Genomic DNA, 17,819 nt, shown 5'->3' on the forward strand with positions numbered 1-17,819 from the left:
GCACTATTTCCAGTATACAGAAAAAACATGGTGTTTGGGGTCAGACCCCCCATTCATTTCCATTTTCATCATAAGAAAAACCCGGCAGCCCGCCGGGTCAGGTACTCGTATGTGTGATAAAAATAAATTATTTTAAAATATCGTGGTCTACATAGCGCTCGCCGTTCAGTTCGCTGATCACGTTGATCGCTACAGCGGCACCGTGGCCTGCCGTGATAATTGTATGGACACTTTCGCCTGCACACGTGCCTGCCGCCCAGACTCCGTTGACGTTTGTTTTTCCTGCGCGGTCAACATTCACAATCTTTTTAATCTTAGGCTCTGTCCCCTCTTTCGTAGTAATCCCGGAATCCTCAGCGACATTAGCCATCACACCGGTGGCCAGAATGACATGCTTCCCGTCATAAGCACCGATATCTGTTTCAACTTTAACCCCATCTCCTGCTTTCGTCACCTTCGATACTTTCGTTTCGATCACCTCGGTACCGAATTTTTTAGCCTGTTTAATCCCGGTATGCAGGAGATCAGGACCTGCCGCTTCCATTAACCCGTAATGGTTCTCAAGCCACGCTTTCTTAGTAATACTCTGCCCGCTGTTAATCATTAACGTTTTCTTTCCGGCTTTAGACGCAAACAAAGCAGCACTCGCCCCCGCCGGACCGGCTCCTACAATGATAATATCGTACACTTCTACCACTCCTCCTTCAAAATGATAGCGCTTTCTAAACTATATTTTACAAACCCCTTTGATTAAAAGCCACCAATATGCTTAGAAAAAACTGGGGGGGGGGTCAGACCCCCCAGTTTCTGGAACTTACTCGTAGACTTTTTTGAGCCGGTAAAGCTGGCTTTTGTAATGCTCTGATGGTGTCCATTCTATGCCATGCCTCATAAAGTAGGAGCCGCTCGCCCGCAGACCTTCATTGTCTTCATAAAGCGCTTCGGGATCGAGCCCTTTCAGCTGAAGCCTCACCTTTTGCGGGCCGTAGGCGATACCCTGCTCGAGCAGGAAAACAACCGATTCTTCTTTAGTGCCTTCAGACACATATTGGATGGCAAATACGGCTTCATTTCCATTTACGCTGTGACCGAACCCTTTCGCTCTAGTGGCTGCAGGTGCCAACCGGTACTGGTTGCCCTCCTGCACTGTCGCCCTGATTTCTTTATATTCAGCTATCCACTTTTTCGCCTCGGCAAGCTCCACATCGTTCCACTGATCAAGATTGCCGCCGATCCCGAGAGACCCCATCATCGCCGAATGGAACCGATATTTTAAAGGCACTTCCCGCTGATTGAGCCAGTTAGGAGAATCCGTTACCCAGCACATCATCGCTTTTGCGTTATAAGCATAGGAGCAGCCGTACTGTATAGGAAGCCGGTCGACAGCGTCCGTATTATCGCTTGTCCAGAACTGGTCGGTCCGCTGCAAGACACCTAGATCTATCCGTCCGCCGCCTCCTGAGCACGTTTCAACAACCACATGCGGATACTTCTCCTTAATTCCGTCCATGACCTCATAAAGCCCTTCCACATGGTCAAGCCACAATTTCTGCTGCTCCGCAGCTCCTTCCGTATGCGCCATCGCACCGCCATGGATCTGCCGAACATTTCCGGGTTCGGAAATAGCCCGGTTCATATCCCATTTAATAAAACGAATGTCGTGGTGCTGTAAAAGATCGTCCAGCCAGCCTTGAATATAATGGCGCACCTCTTTTTTTCCGAGGTTCAGAACAAGCTGGTTACGGGCTTCTGTCTTCTTTTTGCCGGAAAACTGATACACCCAGTCAGGATGGGCACGGAAAAGCTCGCTGTCTTCATTTACCATCTCCGGCTCGACCCAAATACCGAAGTCCATCCCCAGCCCGTGGACATGGTCAATTAATGGGGTCAGACCCCTCGGAAATTTTTCACGGTTGACGTACCAGTCCCCGAGGCCGGCTTGATCTGAATGCCGCTCACCAAACCAGCCGTCATCCACGACGAACAGCTCGCACCCGATGGCTGCAGCTTTGTCTGCCAGCCTTTTCTGTTCAGCTTCTGAGACGTCAAAATAGGTCGCTTCCCATGAATTATAAAGCACCTTGCGCAATTCCCCGCGGTGTTTTGGCGGAAGAATATTTTCTCTTTGAAAACGGTGGGCGAGATGGCTCATACCGGTAAAGCCGTCCCCTGTATATCCGGCAAAAAAGACAGGTGTTTCAAACGATTCTCCTTCAGACAGTGCTACTGAGAAATCAAAGTCATTGAGTCCTCCGCACACTTGGACAAATCCGAACGCGTCTTTTTCCACATGGATGTCCCAGTTCCCCGAGTAAGCAAAATGGCCAAACCAGACGTCGCCGTCATCTTCATTTGCGCCCGTATCAATCGCAAACCAGGGATTAGCCTGATGAGACGTACTGCCTCTTCGGCTGTCTATCGTTTTTCTCCCTTCAGTGAGAGGTTCACGGATGAGCTGAAATTCGCCTGTCCATTTTCCCGCCAGGTGGCTGAAATAATAGTCTTTCCCCGGGTTAAAAGCTGTCTGCAGGGATCTCGCCGCTTCGAGCGTGAGAGGCTCGCCGGAATAATTGAATACCTTCTGGCTGCGTCCGATGATATCAAATGTGTCATAGAGATCATAAATCAGTTCCACACCGTATCTGTTCGTGCCCGCTTCTTTAAGTGTCACAGTAAGCCGGGTGCCTTCTTCGCGTTCGTCAATTTTATAACTGTCAAAAATCCATTCGAACCCTCGCTCACCTGAGGCGTTCGATACTTTTAATGTCGGTTCAGAATAGACCATCTCTCCCCAGGGAATGAATTCATAACCCATCACACCGCGGGTCGCTTCAAATGAAGAATGAGGAATGACATGCGGGATACACGCCTCATAATCCTCTTTGTACGGCATTTTCTTTCCCCAGTAGACATGCTGGAGATGACCATCATCCTGACGATCGAATATATACGCGGTGTTTGCTGTCTCAAGAACAAACCGCTTTTCATCACGGCACACGTAAATCCCCATCGTGCAACCTCCTTTGAGTACTGTAAATAAATGGGGGGTCTGTCCCCCCAGTTTTTAGGTTCTGTCAATAAATGGGGGGACAGACCCCCCATTTTCTGACAAAACGGGAGAGGCTTAGCCTCTCCCGTCCTATTTTAATGCTGCTTTCTTTTCTCGAGGACGAGGCTGCCAAGGCGGGGAATCTCTAAAACTCCTGTATGCTTTTCGCCAGAGGCTGCATCCGTCCACTCCCCTTCAGGAAGGGCCACTTCATGGCCTTCCTCAACGTCGTGGTTTAAAACGGATAAGTACGACGCCTCTTCACTCTCTCTTCTCACGAGCTCGACATTTTCCGCTGTTTCCGTATATGTCAAGTTCGTCTCTTCGAAAATAGACGCATACAGCTTTTGAAGCATCGGTGACTCTATTCCGGCTCCTACATAATAGACGGTGCCTTCACCATATTTGTTTTTCGTTACAGCTGCGCGGTCCTGGAACCAGGAATCCTCATAAGTGGCGAGCACCTCTGCTGTTTCCGGCTCAATATAATCACACCAGACGCTTGCAGACGATGACAGGCCTTCGACTGCGCCTGCTACACCTTTTACACGTCCTGATTTTCCGCCTCTGAGTGATTCGTATTCGTGCACTTGTATTCCTGCCAGCCCTGCCAGATCGCCAGGCAACGTTTGGTCAGTCACAATATTATCCTCATCTTTTACACCGGTACGGTAACTGAAGATCACTGTCCCGCCGTTAGCGACATAGTCTTTCAGCCTGTCGTTAAATGTCTTTTTCGTTAAAAAGTACACAGGGACGACGACTACTTTGTACCGGCTTAAATCTTCATCATCCCGGATAATATTCCCCTGGGCGTTCAACGAATGGGCAGGCTCGTAAAACCTTAGAAACTCTCCGATATAGTTAAACTGGTCGGACTGAGGCTGAATCTGCCACGCCCAGTCATTCTCAGGGTCATGGTAAAAACCGACGTCAGCCGGTATTTCCGACTCAATCCATTGATCTGCAAAACCTTCAAGTGACGTGATCACATCTTTTACTTCATTATATTTTCTTCGCGGCTTGCCGTCGTGGTCAAGGATGCCATGGCAGAACTGTTCGGTTCCATACCTGGCCGCCCGCCAGCGGAAATACACAATTGCTTCCGCACCGCGTGAAATCGCCTGGTACGTCCATAATTTTAAATGACCGGGCCGCGGCAGATAGCCGATCTGGCTCCATCCTTGTGCACCTGATAATTCTTCCATGACCCAGTAACCTTTGCCGTTTTTCGTCCCGCGGCACAAGTCATGCTGCCTTGCAATAGCGGCAGGTGAAATCGGATCTGCCAGACCGCCCCACACGGGATAATTATCAAATGAAATGAAATCCAAATCTTTAGCCATTTCTTTCTGATCCTGGGAAAGCCCCGAATACACAAAGTTATGGGTAATAAACTGCCTGTCGGCAATATACTTTCTTAACGTCTCCACCTGAAGACGGTTATAACGGTTATAAGCTTCCGCACAGAATCGGTCGAAGTCCAAAAGCAGACTCGGGTTATGCTCCTGGTAAACTTTTTTAGGAACAGGAATCTGCGACCAGTTCGTATACGTCTGGCTCCAGAAAACCGTCCCCCACCTTTCATTCAGTTCATCAAGACTTTCGTACTTCTCCTGGAGCCAGGACTGGAAAGCTTTCCGGTCTGTTTCACTGTAGCTCCGGTCGGATTTTTCATGGCCGTATTCATTATCCACCTGCCAGCCGATGACCGCAGGATGGCTCCCGTACCGCTTTGCCATCTCTTCTACAATCTGTTTCGTAAGCTGCTGGTAAACCTCACTGTTCACCGTGTAATGTCTGCGTGCTCCAAAACCAATTACATTCCCGTGGTCATCAGCCGGAAGGACGTCCGGATATTTTTCGATCAGCCAGGCGGGAGGGGTAGCCGTCGGTGTGCCGAGCACAACATCAAACCCGTATGATTCAATAGCCGCAATAGCGTCATCGATTAAGGAAAAATCGTACGCTCCTTCTTCAGGTTCCATGACACTCCATCCGAATTCAGCAATTCTGACGACATTAATGCCCAGCTCTTTCATCAGCTTTAAATCAGTGTCCCACCGTTCACGCGGCCATTGTTCCGGATAATAATCCACTCCTATATACATATCAAAAACTCCTTTTAAAACCATCTGCTTTTCTTTTTACATTGCTCTGTTAAAGGGCAATGCCAAATTTTTCAGACACACTCGCCGTGCGGCTTTAACTCTTTGGCACCACCGCTCACTGCTTTTTTCCTGACAGAAGAAACCTGCCTCGCTTACTCCTTCACCGAGCCTCCGAGAATACCGGAAATAAACTGGCGCTGCAGAAGCAGGAAGAATACCATGATCGGCAGGGTAGATAAGGTTGTACCGAGCATGATCTGCCCGTAGTCGATCCGCGACATCCCTACAAGACTGGATAATGCGACAGGAAGTGTGTACATGGAGCTGTCTCCTAAGACAACTAGCGGCCAGAGGAAGTTGTTCCACTGGAACATAAACAGGAAGATAGCAACTGCCGCAAGTGCCGGTCTCATCGTCGGCAATACGACGGTAAAGAAAATACGCATCTCGCCGGCTCCGTCCACACGGGCCGCTTCTAATAGCGAGTTAGGGATGGATCTCATGTTCTGTCTCATTAGAAAAATTGCAAACGGGTAAGCCAGGTGAGGCAGGATTACCGCCTGGTAAGTATTGAGCCAGCCGACATTAGCCATCAGTTCGAATAACGGAATCAGTGTGACATGATAAGGAATCATAATGGCCAGCAGCAGCATGAAAAAGATCGGGTCACGGCCTTTAAACTGATACTTTGCAAAGGCAAAACCGGCAGCTGAACAAATCATCACACTGACAACGGTAAAAGTCAGCGTAATAATTAACGAGTTCATAATAACCCGCCAGATCCCTACGTTTTCATTCAAGTTTCTTAAATTCTCAAAAAAGTGGTCTCCCGGTACTAAGTTTGGGGGCATACTGAAGATCGCCCCTGATGGGTTCGTGGCTCCAATGAACATCCAGTAGAAAGGAAACATAGATAAGAAGACACCGATTCCCAATAACGTATACAAGCCGATCTTTTTTAAAATGGTCGTTGTCTTATTCTTGTTGTTAGTCATCTTTATCACCTACCACTTTCATTTGGAACCAGGATAAGAGAGCAATAATAATAACGAGTATATATGCAATAGCGGATGCATAGTTAAAGTCAAAATAACGGAAACCGTTAATATATAGATACAAAGAAATAGTAAGTGTCGAGTTGTTCGGGCCCCCGCCGGTTAAAATAAACGGCTCATCAAAAAGCTGTAATGTGCCGATAGTGGACAGCACGAACGTAAACAGGAAGATCGGTTTCAATTGAGGAAGCGTAATGGAAAAGAACTGCCGTATTTTTCCTGCTCCGTCAATACTCGCTGCTTCATACAAATCGTTTGAGATATTTTGAAGGCCGGCCAGGAAAATAACCATGTTATAACCTGTCCAGCGCCACGTAACTGCAACAATAAGTGACACTTTGGCCCAGAACGGGTCATTCAGCCAGGCGATAGGGTCAATTCCTACTAAACTTAAAGCATAGTTTACTAGACCATAGTTTTCATCAAGCATAATCATGAAAACGATCGCGTAGGCAACTAATGCTGTAATAGCCGGCATGAAAAAAGCAATTCGGAAAAAAGCTCTCATTTTTAATAAAGCTGAGTTCATAAGTACTGCTAACAGCACCGCGATGGTGAGCATAATTGGAACCTGGATAATGAGAATGGTAAAGGTGTTCCCTAATGCCTTGTAAAAAAGCGGGTCGTTAAAGAGACGCCGGTAATTATCGAGTCCTGCAAATGTACTGACTCCGCCGCTCGATGTCTGGAAACTTAAAATTAATGACTGAACCACCGGATAAACAGTAAATATAATAAATAAAATAACTGCAGGGGCGATAAAAATATATGGTGCTGTTTTAGGTGTTATAAATTTTCGTTTCGATTTTTTCTTAGATTCAGCTGTTGACTGATTCATCGTGAAAGCCCTCTCTTTCTTAAAAAATCCTTTTAAGAAGTCCCGCCGCCTGCAACTGGAGCAGACTCCCATTACTTAATTAAATTGTTTAACTATCGGTTAGGAAAGAAAGAAGAGCATCGGGACGCTCTTCTCTCTTTTAAATTCTTATTCGTTAATGTCTCTTTGCGTTTCATTTGCAATCATGTCGGCCGCTTCTCTTAAAGCTTCTGCCGGATCCGCATCCTGAAGCAGCGCGTTAGCCTGTGCATCAGAAGAATAGCGGAGGGCTCTTGCATAGTCGCTTGTATAGTTTGCCGGAAGGACGCCTTCAGAAATATCTGCAAACAAGCTCCAGATCGGCTCATTGTTAAAGTACTCATCTTCTTCCTCAAAGAATGGATCATCGTATGCTTCAAGGAGTGAAGGGAAGATACCGTACTCACTTAACGCATTAACCTGGGCGTCAGAGTCAGTTGTAAAGTATTCAACGAAAGCGTAAGCTGCCTGCTCATTATCAGACCCGTTAATGACTGTTAAGTCTGAACCTCCAAGGTTCGCATCACGGTTGCCGCCTTCTTCAAAAGCAGGAAGTTTGAATACACCCCACTCGCCTTCCTGTTCAGGTGCCTGGTCCATAATCGTTCCAGCATACCAGACGCCGAACGGCACAGTGGCTACCTGGTTGTTTACTGTCGCTGTGACGGTGCCATCCCAGCCGTCAGCATTCGCAACGAGATCTTTTTCCCGCATTTCTTTAATTGTCGATAATGCCTGCTGTCCTTCTTCGTTGTGAAGATTGATGTTTCCATCTTCGTCAAAATAATAGGTTCCCTGAAGATTCAACATCATACGGAACAAGTTATCATCTGCGGAAATATCAACAGGAAGCATTTGCGCTTCGGTTTCTTCAAGGATCGTTTCACCGGCTGCAATATAGTCATCCCACGTTTCGATATCGTCCGGATTTACGCCCGCTTCCTCAAATAGAGGAATATTATAGAAGACACCTGCCGGCCCGATATCCCACGGTGCCGCTACGAAGTCTCCGTCATTATTTTTCATTGTTTCGATTTTTGACTCGGCAAATTTATCTTCATGCTCATCGAATCCATACTCACTAAGGTTGACGAAACCATCCGGAAATTCTGCGATGTAGTTGTCGAGACGATCGGTTTCAACCATGGTGACATCCGGAAGACCTGATCCGCCTGCCGCTAAACCAACAGTTAAACGGTCATATAAATCTTCACGGCCGATATCTTCCACTGTCACATCGACATCAGGGTATTCCTCCTGAAAGCCTTCAATTGCAATTTCCATAGAAGCAGCTGCCACATTCCAGCCCCAGACAGTAATCTCACCGGACACCTCATCCGGGTCAGCTTCACCGTCAGCGCCTCCATCAGCGCCATCATTTCCTCCGCACGCAGCGAGCATAGAAACAGACAAAGCACCAGCTAACATTGTTTTCCATGGTTTCATTTGTTATTTCCCCCTTGATTTAGTTTTGTATCCGCTTTCAAGGGTTATGAAAAAAATGGGTGTCTTCTTATTTAACGACACGCCTGCGTTTTTCCAACAATGCCTTAAAGCGTTATCAAAACTTTTTTAAATTAAATTAGTAACTAGGGATAATGTATCACACCTTATCAAAAATGAAAAGTATTTTTTGAATATTTAGTGACTGGTATTTACTGGGGGTTGATTGCTGTTTTTATGACCGGTCATATAATTGTTTAAGTACAAGCGTAACGGCGCCAATCATCGTCCCTTGGGCGGCAAGCTCTGATACGGTTATCTCCGTCGATTTGGCATCTGTCGTCATTGCCCGCTTCTTTACCGTCTCTTTTAACGGAGCCATAATAAAATCTCCTGCTTTTGAAACGCCTCCGCCGACAATAATTTTATCCGGGTTCATAAAATTAATTAAATTAGTTATGCCGATTCCTAGAAACCTGCCTGCTTCATCGAGCACCTCTACAGCAAAAGCATCGCCTCTTTTTGCAGCTTCATGGACCGTGGCGCCTGTAATCTCTTCTTTTTTCCCGTCTACAAGGTCGGGAATAATCGTTCTTCTTCCTATGGTGATCTCCTGGGTGACTCTTTCTTTGATACGGATACCGCTAGCGACGGTATGCAGGCAGCCGTAGCTTCCGCACGTGCACTGGCGGCCATTTAAGTCGACAATCATATGGCCGAACTCCCCCGCGATATTATGTTTCCCGTGAAACAGCTGGCCATTAAGGATAATACCTGCCCCGATTCCGTCTCCGACGTTAATGCATACAAGGTTTTGGGCATCCCGCCCGTTCCCGAACCACAATTCCGCTAATGCAAGCGAACGGGCATCGTTTTCCACAGTCACAGGAATATCGAAAACGTTTTCAATTTTATCTTTAAGAGGAATATTTTCAAACCCGAAATGAGGGGCATAAATACTAATCCCCTTTTCGTGATCAACAATTCCGTGCATCCCGATGCCTATCCCGATCACTTTTGTCTTATCCACTTTTTCGTTCTCAAGAAGCGATCGTATGAGATGTTCCAGAATCGTTACGAACTCATTTTTGGTCATGCCCGTAGCGAGTTTTTGTTTTTTAGTAGCAAGAATTTCGGCATTCAGGTTAGTTAAACCTGCACGAACTTCCTCTGTTCCTACATCGACTCCAATTACAAAATAATTATTATAGTTGATTGATAATAAAATCGGTTTACGGCCGCCTTTTGATTCTCCGATTTTAAACTCCCGGATAATCCCCGTTTCGAGCAGTTCACTGACTATCGTTGAGACGGTGGGCGGTGTCAGGTTCGCTTTCTTGGCTATATCTGTCCTTGAGATCGCCTCTTCCTTGCGGATAATATTTAAAACCAGCGACCTGTTTAATGATTTCATAAGCTGAAAACTGCCTGTGATGTTCTGTACCATATCTTTCACACTCCCTGTATGTCGCTCATCACCTAAAGTTTTAATATTTAAGAAACAATGTGAACATTTAAACTTAACTATATTATACGCAAATAAACGAAACATTGTAAAATTATTTAAAAAAGACATGGGAATTAATGGGGGGTCTGACCCCTTTGTGAAATAACAAAAACTGGGGGGACAGACCCCCCAGTTTTTACCTTTTACTGACTTCCATGCTGGTGCCGGCCAGGATTTGTTTTCCTTCTTCCTGTGTCCAGCCGCTGCCTTTTTTATTAAATAACGGGAGCAGCTGATCTTGCACGTACACGTGTGCCGTTAATAAAGCTGTTTCGTCATCCGGTTTAGCTGATGCCCTCTTCAGAAGCATGACTGACTCAAGCACAGTGACCATTTTTTTCGACAGAGGTTTAATATAACGCGTTTTTTCCATAGCATCCAGTCCTGCAAGCTCCGCCATCTCCTCTTCAAGGGCGCTGATTGCGTCTTTCACTTCCTCCACAGCAGTCTCATTTTCCAGTTTGACCAAATCTGCCGTCTGTTCGTTCAGATAGGCCGTAAAAACCGTGTGGACTTGAAATTTATCCATGAGCCGGAGGACTTCAAGCCCGAGTATATTTCGGGTGCCTTCCCAGACGGTCAGAACCTGGGCATCGCGCAGCAGCCTTGGCGTCACAAAGTCCTCTATATACCCGTTCCCCCCAAGCATTTCGATCGCTTCATGGGAAAAATGAATGGCCTGGTCTGCTGTTTCAGCTTTTATAAGGGCGATCAACAGACGCAGAAGCCCGTCTTTTTCAGGCGTGGAATCACCGTTGTACCACTGGTCATAAGAGCCGATGAGTTCAAACGTCGTGAGCAGTTCCGCATCAAGCTTCACTTTGAGCCTCACAAGCGAATCCTGAACCATCGGGTAATCGGATAACGCCCGGCCAAACGCAGAGCGCTCTTCCGCGTATGCCTTCGCCTCTGTATAGGCCCGCCTCATAATCCCCACCGATGCCACGGCATTGCAGATTCGCGATAAGTTGAGCGCCTCCATCATATAGTAAAAGCCTCTTGACGGATCACCTACGAGGTACGCTTTCGCTCCATCAAATTCCACTTCACCGGACGGGACTGCTTTTACCCCTAACTTGTCTTTTAAGCGTCTGATGGAAAGCCTGTTCAGTTCCCCGTTTTCTGTGCGCCACGGCACCAGAAACAGGGACAGCCCCTTCGTTCCTTCCTGGGCATCCGCGATTCGGGCTAGCACCATCGCCACCCCGCACATCCCCGCATTACTGGCAAAATATTTTTCACCGTAAAGCCTGTAGTGCCCGTCCCCGTCTTCGTTCACATAGAGGGCTTCCGTCTCGTTGGCGCCTACGTCTGATCCTCCCTGGCGCTCAGTGAGAAACGTGGCTCCTTCGTATAATTCCGTCTCACCGGTGGACAGCACATGCGGCAAAAACCTCTGTTTCAATTCGTCATCGCCGTACCGGTCAAGCAAATAAGCTGTAGCCATCGTTAACGTGACTGGGCAGTAAAAGCCTGGCTCTGACTGGGACAAAAGGTAACCTTGCGCGAACGAGTACAAATAATTTCCTTTTCTGTTCAGAGCCGGTATTTCCCGGTGGACGTGGGCGACTATTCCTTCACCGTACGTTTCTTCAACGGTTCGCCGGTACCCTTCATTCACCCATACTTTTGACTGATCATTTCCATATTTATCGTATTTAATGAGCTGCGGCTGCCCTTCTCTGTCTGTATGTCTCGCCCGCTCATCAATCTCAGTGGCGCAGCGGTGCCCGAACCGCTCCAGTTGCCGGTCTGCCCAGTGGAAAAATTCATCGTCCAGCTTTTCTTTTAAGATCTCTTTAAGCAATGAATCATTTGTGTAAAAATTCATTTTCCGTCACCTCTTATACATGATTTTTTCTTAAATGGTGTTTTAATATTTTTCCAGTCGGGTTTCGCGGCAGCTGGTCAATCACATGAAAGTGTTTAGGGATTTTATAGTCGGCCACTTTTTCCTGCAGGAATGATTTCCACTCACTTTCATCGGCAGATTCTCCGTCTTTCACAGCAATATAAGCAGTAACTGTTTCTCCCCAGTCCTCGTGCGGGGCGCCGATTACAGCACATTCAGCCACAGCCGGATGGGTGCTTAACACTTCTTCAATTTCTTTTGGAAAAATATTGACCCCGCCTGAAATGATCATGTCTTTCTTACGGTCGATGACCCAGTAATAACCGTCCTCGTCTCTTTTAGCCATATCTCCGGTAAAGAGCCAGCCATCTTTTAAAGTTTCAGCTGTTTTTTCAGGTTCTTTATCATACCTCACCATATTACCTTCACCGCGGAGAATAATTTCTCCCGGTTCACCAGTATTTACTTCCTCCCCCTGTTCGTTCACGAGTTTTATTTCAGCATTCAGGGCAGCCCGCCTGCCGATGCTGCCGGCTTTCTCCTCATGTTCCTCAGGCAAGAGCAGCGTGCCGTTTGGACCCGCTTCGGTAAGTCCGTAAACACAATAAAAACGATCTGATTTAAAGGCTTGCTGCATGAAGGTCACTTCTTTTTTTCCTAAAGGGGCTCCGCCATACACCCAGTGGGTCATGGATGAAAGATCCCTCTCGTTTATAGACGGGTCTTTCGCTGAAAGAAGGTAGGCAACAGGCGCACCAAAAAAGTGGGTTGTCCGCCACTTTTCCACAGACTCGAGCAGCAGTTCCGGTGTAAATGTTGGCGACAGGCAATGCGTGGCTCCGACGTATGTCCCGGCTGCCAAAAATAAATGTAACGGCGCTGAATGGCTGAGCGGCATCATATGAAGCATTTTGCTCTCCGGCTTCATTTCCATTTCAACAGCCATCATCGCTGCCACACTCAGAATGTTTCTGTTTGAAAAAAGAACCCCTTTTGGCTTACCTGTCGTTCCTGACGTATAAAGCATTGTCGCAAGATCATCTTCTTTTGTCCCGCATTCGATCGGCGTGTTACCGCCTTCATTAAGAAGTGATTCAAATGAACCCCACCCTTCCACTTTTTCACCTGTTTTGACAAACACCACATTTTCAAACTTGGCCGGAAGTGAGGCGCAGGAGTTGTAAAGTATATGGTCGATGACCATCACTTTAGCCTCGCTGTGGCTGAGCATATAGGCCAATTCTTCCCCTGTTAACCTTGCGCTTACAGGGACAATGATCCCGCCAAGCCTGAGAGTTGCAAAATAAGTAATTAGAAAAGAAGAGGTATTCGGCATAAAGAGCATGACTTTGTCACCTTGAGACACTCCCAGGTTTTTTAACCCATTCGCAAACTTCGTCACCTGCCGGTCGAGTTCGCCGTACGTCATGTCTTTATTCTTTTCCTGGACGGCTGTTTTCCCTGAGTATTTGCGTCCATTTCTAGCTAGAAGTTCTGATAGATTCATAAAACCCCTCCTGATTAATCATTTTTGTTTGCAGTTAGTGGCGCCCCCCTTAAGAGTCACCTGCTATGTCTGATTTTCTTCAGTTCATCTTCAAACAGTGACTTGAACATTTCCATATCGGCTTTCAGCGCTTTCAGTTCGTCAATCTGGTCATCAACCTCCTTGATTTTGGCTTCGCCGTAAGCAATCGTCCGTTCGAGCTGCTTCTCCCCCGTTCTGTCGCTGTCAAAGAGCGTCACCATTTCTTTAATTTCATCAAGTGTGAAACCGAACTTCTTCCCCCGTAAGATTAACCGGAGCCTTGCGATATCTTTCTTATAGTAGTGCCGTTGAAGGTTGTCCGTCCGCTCTGGAGACAGTATACCGATCTCCTCGTAATAGCGGAGGGTCCTCGGACTCACTTCAAATTTCTGAGCCACTTCCCTGATTGTCATACTCATCCTAAGTCCCTGCCCTTTTTAATTTTTGGAAAATTCTCACTCTACTAATTTACCATTGACGTTAACGTAAATGTCAAGAGGTCTCCTTATGGGGTCTGACCCCCCAGTTATTTCCATACATAGGGGTCAGACCCCCCAGTTATTCCCAGATAAATATTTTATGAATATTGTTAACCAGGATAATAGTCTTGTAAATACGGTGTAAAGTTTTGGTAAATCTCGTTGACTTGCTATTTCAGTTAGACAATAATTTGCCTTGGAAGGCCGAAGTTAAATAAAAACAGGCCTAACAAAAAATACATATCAAAGTGGAGGGTTTACGAGTGATTAAACGATTAGGGTACGTTTTAGCATTAGGCGGGGTCATGACAGTATTAGCTGGCTGTGGTGAGAATAACGAGGCGAGTATGGACAACAATGGCAACACTAATAGTGGCGCTGATAATAACGTGGAAGAAAATGATAATTCAAACAATGAAAATAATACAAACAACGAAAACAATAATAGCAGCAATACAGAAAACAATTCGAATGAGGCAGTTGAAGAAGATGTAGACGAACTTGTGATGGGCTTTATTCCTTCCCAGGATGCTGCTGAAATAGCGACGACTGCTGAGCCATTAGAAGAATTTTTATCAGAAGAGCTTGGCATCGACGTTCGGGCGGAAGTAATGGTCGATTACAGCGGACTTATTGAAGCGATGAGAACCCAGCAGGTAGATATCGGCTTCCTGAACCCGTTCGGTTTTGTACAAGCTGAAGACCGCGCAGGTGTTGAAGTGATTCTAAAATCCATTCGCCACGGCAGCGATTCCTACGTAGCACAATACACAGTGCCGGCTGATTCCCATATTGAGGACCTTGATGACCTGCTTGAAGAAGAAGGGCTTGTATGGGCTTATCCAGATGACTTATCAACATCCGGCTTTTTATTCCCTGCCAAACAGCTGATGGATATGGGTGTTGAAAACCTTGATAACCAATTCCAGCGTTTAAGCGTTGGCGGACATGATAATGCGATTATGCAGTTAATTGACGAGCAGGCTGACTTTGCCACTACTTTCGATGACGCGCGGGATACACTGGCTGATGAGTTCCCTGACATCCATGAGGACCTCCGCGTGATCGGTTACACAGATGAAATTCCTAATGACACTATCTCTGTGAGAAGTGAACTGTCAGATAACCTTAAAGAACAGATTCAAGACGCTTTCATGAGCTTAAATGACAACGAGGAAATGCTTGAAGTGATGCATGAAATCTATACTTGGGACGGTGTAGCAATAGCTGAGTCTTCAGATTATGACATTGTCCGTGATGTATTTGCAGAGTTCGAAGACGATCTAGCAAACTAGTTTAAGCTTTAACGGTTTATGGAGAAGGTGTCTGTCGTCACTGGGAGTGCTTTTCACAGCTGCCGGCAGTCCCCTTCTTTTTTTCTGTTTAATAGTAAAAGTGATGGATTGGGATGGTGACTAGAGTGATAGAGTTTAAAAATGTGTCGTTGGTATACCCTAACGGCCACCAGGGGTTAAAAAATATCAACCTCAAGATTAATGATGGGGAATTTGTGGTGGTAGTTGGAATGTCGGGAGCAGGTAAATCGACATTAATCCGAAGCATTAACCGGATGGTCACTCCGACTGAAGGTGAACTGCTGATAGATAATGAGAATATTCTTTCCTATAAAGAAAAACACCTTAGAAAACTTCGGACAGAAGTAGGAATGATTTTTCAGAATTATAATCTCGTCAAACGCATGTCAGTGCTCCGGAATGTTATGGCAGGGCGTCTTGGTCATACCGGCACACTTAGAAGCATGCTCGGCTTATTTCCGCAGGAAGACCTGCAGATGGCTATGGGCAACCTTAATCGTGTGGGAATCCAGGAAAAAGCCTATGTGCGTGCCGACCAGTTAAGCGGTGGACAGCAGCAGCGGGTGAGCATTGCCCGGGTTTTAACACAGCAGCCTAAAGTCATTTTAGCCGATGAACCGGTGGCCAGCCTTGATCCCCCTACTTCCCATAAAGTTATGAAAGACTTAAGGCGAGTGAGTAAAGAAGATAATTTAACGACTCTTGTTAATTTGCACTTTATTGATATGGCACAGGAGTACGCCGACCGGATTATCGGCTTGCGTGACGGTGAAGTGGTATTTGACGGACCGATCGACCAGGTGTCTGAGAAGACATTCGAGGAAATTTACGGACGTCCTATTAAGGAAGACGATCTTCTTGGAGGAGATGAGAGCTGATGCCGAATTTGGAGAAAAATCATGATTCCGCCCCAACACGCTACCCGCTCACTCCAAAAGGGTTTAAGTGGTACATAGGTTCAGTTTTACTGGCGGTTTTAGGGTTGTATGTGTTGTCAGCCTACCAGACTCAAGCGTTTCCTGACCGTGTGATTGAAGGGCTGCCGATTATGTTTTACTTCGTCGTCGAAGATTTATGGCCGCCTAATTGGGGTTATCTTCCCCGCGTTGCTATGAGCCTTCTGGAAACTTGGAATATGGCGTTATTCAGCACCACGCTGGCTGCTGTCGCCGCGTTACCTTTAAGCTTCCTCGCTGCAAGTAATATTAATAAAAATCCGCTTTTTTATCAGGCAATCAGAAATGCGTTCAACCTGCTCAGAACTATTCCTGAAATTATTCTGGCCGTAGTATTTGTCGCGTTAGTCAGTATTGGCGCCGTTTCCGGTATTCTTGCCTTAACGGTGTTTTCACTCGGGATTTTAGCCAAGCTTATCAGCGAGACAATCGAGGCAATTGATCCCGGGCCCCTGGAAGCAGTGAGGGCTTCCGGAGGAAATGTGTTTCAGGTAATTACTTATGGAGTGATGCCGCAAATCCTGCCGCAGTTTGCCTCTTATACCCTGTATGTGCTGGAGATTAATGTAAAAGCTTCAGTCGTGCTTGGGTTCGTAGGCGCAGGCGGAATCGGGATTATCCTCCGCCAGCAGTTAAACATGTTTAACTATGATAACGTGGCCACAATTATTTTTATGACATTCTTAACGATTACAATCATCGATTTAGTCAGTAATCGCGTAAGGGAGCGATTAGAATAATGAACAGTAATGAAAAAATATCCCTGCGGAAAGGGATGACCAAAAAGGGTAAGTATACGTCTTATCTGATCCTGCTGATCCTGAGTATCCTGTATATTACGGCATTCGCTACTACACCTTTCTCAGTTTCCGGTTCAGCTGCCTCTCCGCTTGACACCTTGAGGCGAATTTTTATCGTTCCAATAACAACTATGGACTACATCGTTCAGTTCCCTGAATATATCGGCTACATGCTGGAGACCATTGCCATAGCTTACGCGGGCGTGGCGGTAGCTACTATTCTTGCCGTTCCCGTAGCTTTTCTGGCAGCCCGTAATACAGCAAAACGTTTTTCTTACGTTGGGAAATCTATTCTTAATGCGATCAGAGCGATCCCTGAATTAATTTTTGCAATCATTTTTGTTGCGGCTGTAGGTATTGGTCCATATGCCGGCGTGTTAGCCATCAGCATCAATTCAATAGGCATGCTTGGAAAACTCTATGCTGAAGTCATTGAGTCGATTGATTCAAGTAACGTAGACGCGATTAAAGCAAGTGGAGGCAACCGTATTCAGGCGATGTGGTATGGCGTTCTGCCGCAGGTTTTGCCTGAGTTTTCCTCCTACTCCATTTACAGATTTGAAATTGACGTCCGGGCCTCCACAGTGTTAGGGATCGTTGGCGCCGGCGGTATCGGTGCACCTCTTATCTTAGCCACATACCAGCGGGCCTGGGAAGACGTCGGAATGATTTTAATTGTTGTCGTAGTATTTGTAAGCATTATTGACTTTTTCAGCGGGAAGATTAGAAAGAAATTAGTGTAATGAGCCTGCTTTAATGAAAAAATATGGTTTGGAAGCCGGTCATTAATAGATATTGCCTAAGCTGCAAAAAATAAAGGGCTGATGCTGATGGAGTGCTGACCAGAGGACGCCTTTAAAATGATGG

At 46.3% G+C, this 17,819-nt stretch carries 14 protein-coding genes; 4 read left to right on the forward strand and 10 right to left on the reverse strand.

Annotation, left to right across the window (positions count from 1 at the left end; all coding sequences use genetic code 11):
- Window positions 1–127: 127 nt before the first annotated feature.
- The 10 genes from BMW59_RS16115 to BMW59_RS16160 all read right to left on the reverse strand — a co-directional run bounded on the left by BMW59_RS16115 (window position 128) and on the right by BMW59_RS16160 (window position 13,820).
- Window positions 128–688, reverse strand: coding sequence for an FAD-dependent oxidoreductase (locus tag BMW59_RS16115; protein WP_093054392.1), 561 nt, complete (start codon window positions 686–688; stop codon window positions 128–130).
- 126 nt (window positions 689–814) lie between these two features.
- Window positions 815–3,010 (reverse strand): alpha-galactosidase, encoded by a 2,196-nt coding sequence (locus tag BMW59_RS16120; protein WP_093054394.1) that lies wholly within the window; start codon window positions 3,008–3,010, stop codon window positions 815–817.
- A gap of 134 nt (window positions 3,011–3,144) precedes the next feature.
- Window positions 3,145–5,184, reverse strand: coding sequence for a beta-galactosidase (locus tag BMW59_RS16125; RefSeq protein WP_093054396.1), 2,040 nt, complete (start codon window positions 5,182–5,184; stop codon window positions 3,145–3,147).
- A 128-nt stretch (window positions 5,185–5,312) separates the two neighbouring features.
- On the reverse strand, window positions 5,313–6,155 hold the full coding sequence (locus BMW59_RS16130; protein WP_093054398.1) for a carbohydrate ABC transporter permease: 843 nt from the start codon (window positions 6,153–6,155) through the stop codon (window positions 5,313–5,315).
- The gene (locus BMW59_RS16135) at window positions 6,148–7,053 is read right to left on the reverse strand and encodes a carbohydrate ABC transporter permease (protein ID WP_093054400.1); all 906 of its coding nucleotides are present in this window, start codon (window positions 7,051–7,053) and stop codon (window positions 6,148–6,150) included. Before BMW59_RS16135 ends, BMW59_RS16130 begins: the two co-directional genes overlap by 8 nt.
- 147 nt (window positions 7,054–7,200) lie before the next feature.
- The gene (locus BMW59_RS16140; protein WP_093054402.1) at window positions 7,201–8,517 is read right to left on the reverse strand and encodes an ABC transporter substrate-binding protein; all 1,317 of its coding nucleotides are present in this window, start codon (window positions 8,515–8,517) and stop codon (window positions 7,201–7,203) included.
- A gap of 232 nt (window positions 8,518–8,749) precedes the next feature.
- The gene (locus tag BMW59_RS16145; protein WP_093054404.1) at window positions 8,750–9,961 is read right to left on the reverse strand and encodes an ROK family transcriptional regulator; all 1,212 of its coding nucleotides are present in this window, start codon (window positions 9,959–9,961) and stop codon (window positions 8,750–8,752) included.
- Window positions 9,962–10,157: 196 nt separating this feature from the next.
- Window positions 10,158–11,852, reverse strand: a complete 1,695-nt coding sequence (locus tag BMW59_RS16150) for an acyl-CoA dehydrogenase family protein (protein ID WP_093054406.1) — start codon at window positions 11,850–11,852, stop codon at window positions 10,158–10,160.
- Window positions 11,853–11,865: 13 nt separating this feature from the next.
- Complete coding sequence (locus BMW59_RS16155) at window positions 11,866–13,380, reverse strand: class I adenylate-forming enzyme family protein (RefSeq protein WP_093054408.1); 1,515 nt, start codon at window positions 13,378–13,380, stop codon at window positions 11,866–11,868.
- A 56-nt stretch (window positions 13,381–13,436) separates the two neighbouring features.
- The gene (locus BMW59_RS16160; RefSeq protein WP_093054410.1) at window positions 13,437–13,820 is read right to left on the reverse strand and encodes a MerR family transcriptional regulator; all 384 of its coding nucleotides are present in this window, start codon (window positions 13,818–13,820) and stop codon (window positions 13,437–13,439) included.
- 323 nt (window positions 13,821–14,143) lie between these two features.
- On the opposite strand from BMW59_RS16160, the gene BMW59_RS16165 reads away from it, so the two are divergent.
- The 4 genes from BMW59_RS16165 (at window position 14,144) to phnE (BMW59_RS16180) (ending at window position 17,695) form a co-directional block, all read left to right on the forward strand.
- Complete coding sequence (locus BMW59_RS16165) at window positions 14,144–15,175, forward strand: phosphate/phosphite/phosphonate ABC transporter substrate-binding protein (protein WP_245733182.1); 1,032 nt, start codon at window positions 14,144–14,146, stop codon at window positions 15,173–15,175.
- Between the two features lie 125 nt (window positions 15,176–15,300).
- Window positions 15,301–16,074: a phosphonate ABC transporter ATP-binding protein gene (gene phnC, locus BMW59_RS16170; RefSeq protein WP_093054412.1), complete on the forward strand. Its 774-nt coding sequence runs from the start codon at window positions 15,301–15,303 to the stop codon at window positions 16,072–16,074.
- A complete protein-coding gene (gene phnE, locus BMW59_RS16175; protein WP_093054414.1) occupies window positions 16,074–16,892 on the forward strand; it encodes a phosphonate ABC transporter, permease protein PhnE in 819 nt (272 codons plus the stop codon). Before phnC ends, phnE (BMW59_RS16175) begins: the two co-directional genes overlap by 1 nt.
- Window positions 16,892–17,695 carry a phosphonate ABC transporter, permease protein PhnE gene (gene phnE / locus BMW59_RS16180; RefSeq protein WP_093054416.1) on the forward strand — a complete coding sequence of 268 codons (804 nt, stop codon included), beginning with the start codon at window positions 16,892–16,894 and terminating at the stop codon, window positions 17,693–17,695. Before phnE (BMW59_RS16175) ends, phnE (BMW59_RS16180) begins: the two co-directional genes overlap by 1 nt.
- Window positions 17,696–17,819 lie beyond the last annotated feature (124 nt).

Source organism: Salipaludibacillus aurantiacus (assembly GCF_900111295.1).
GTDB lineage: Bacteria > Bacillota > Bacilli > Bacillales > Salisediminibacteriaceae > Salipaludibacillus > Salipaludibacillus aurantiacus.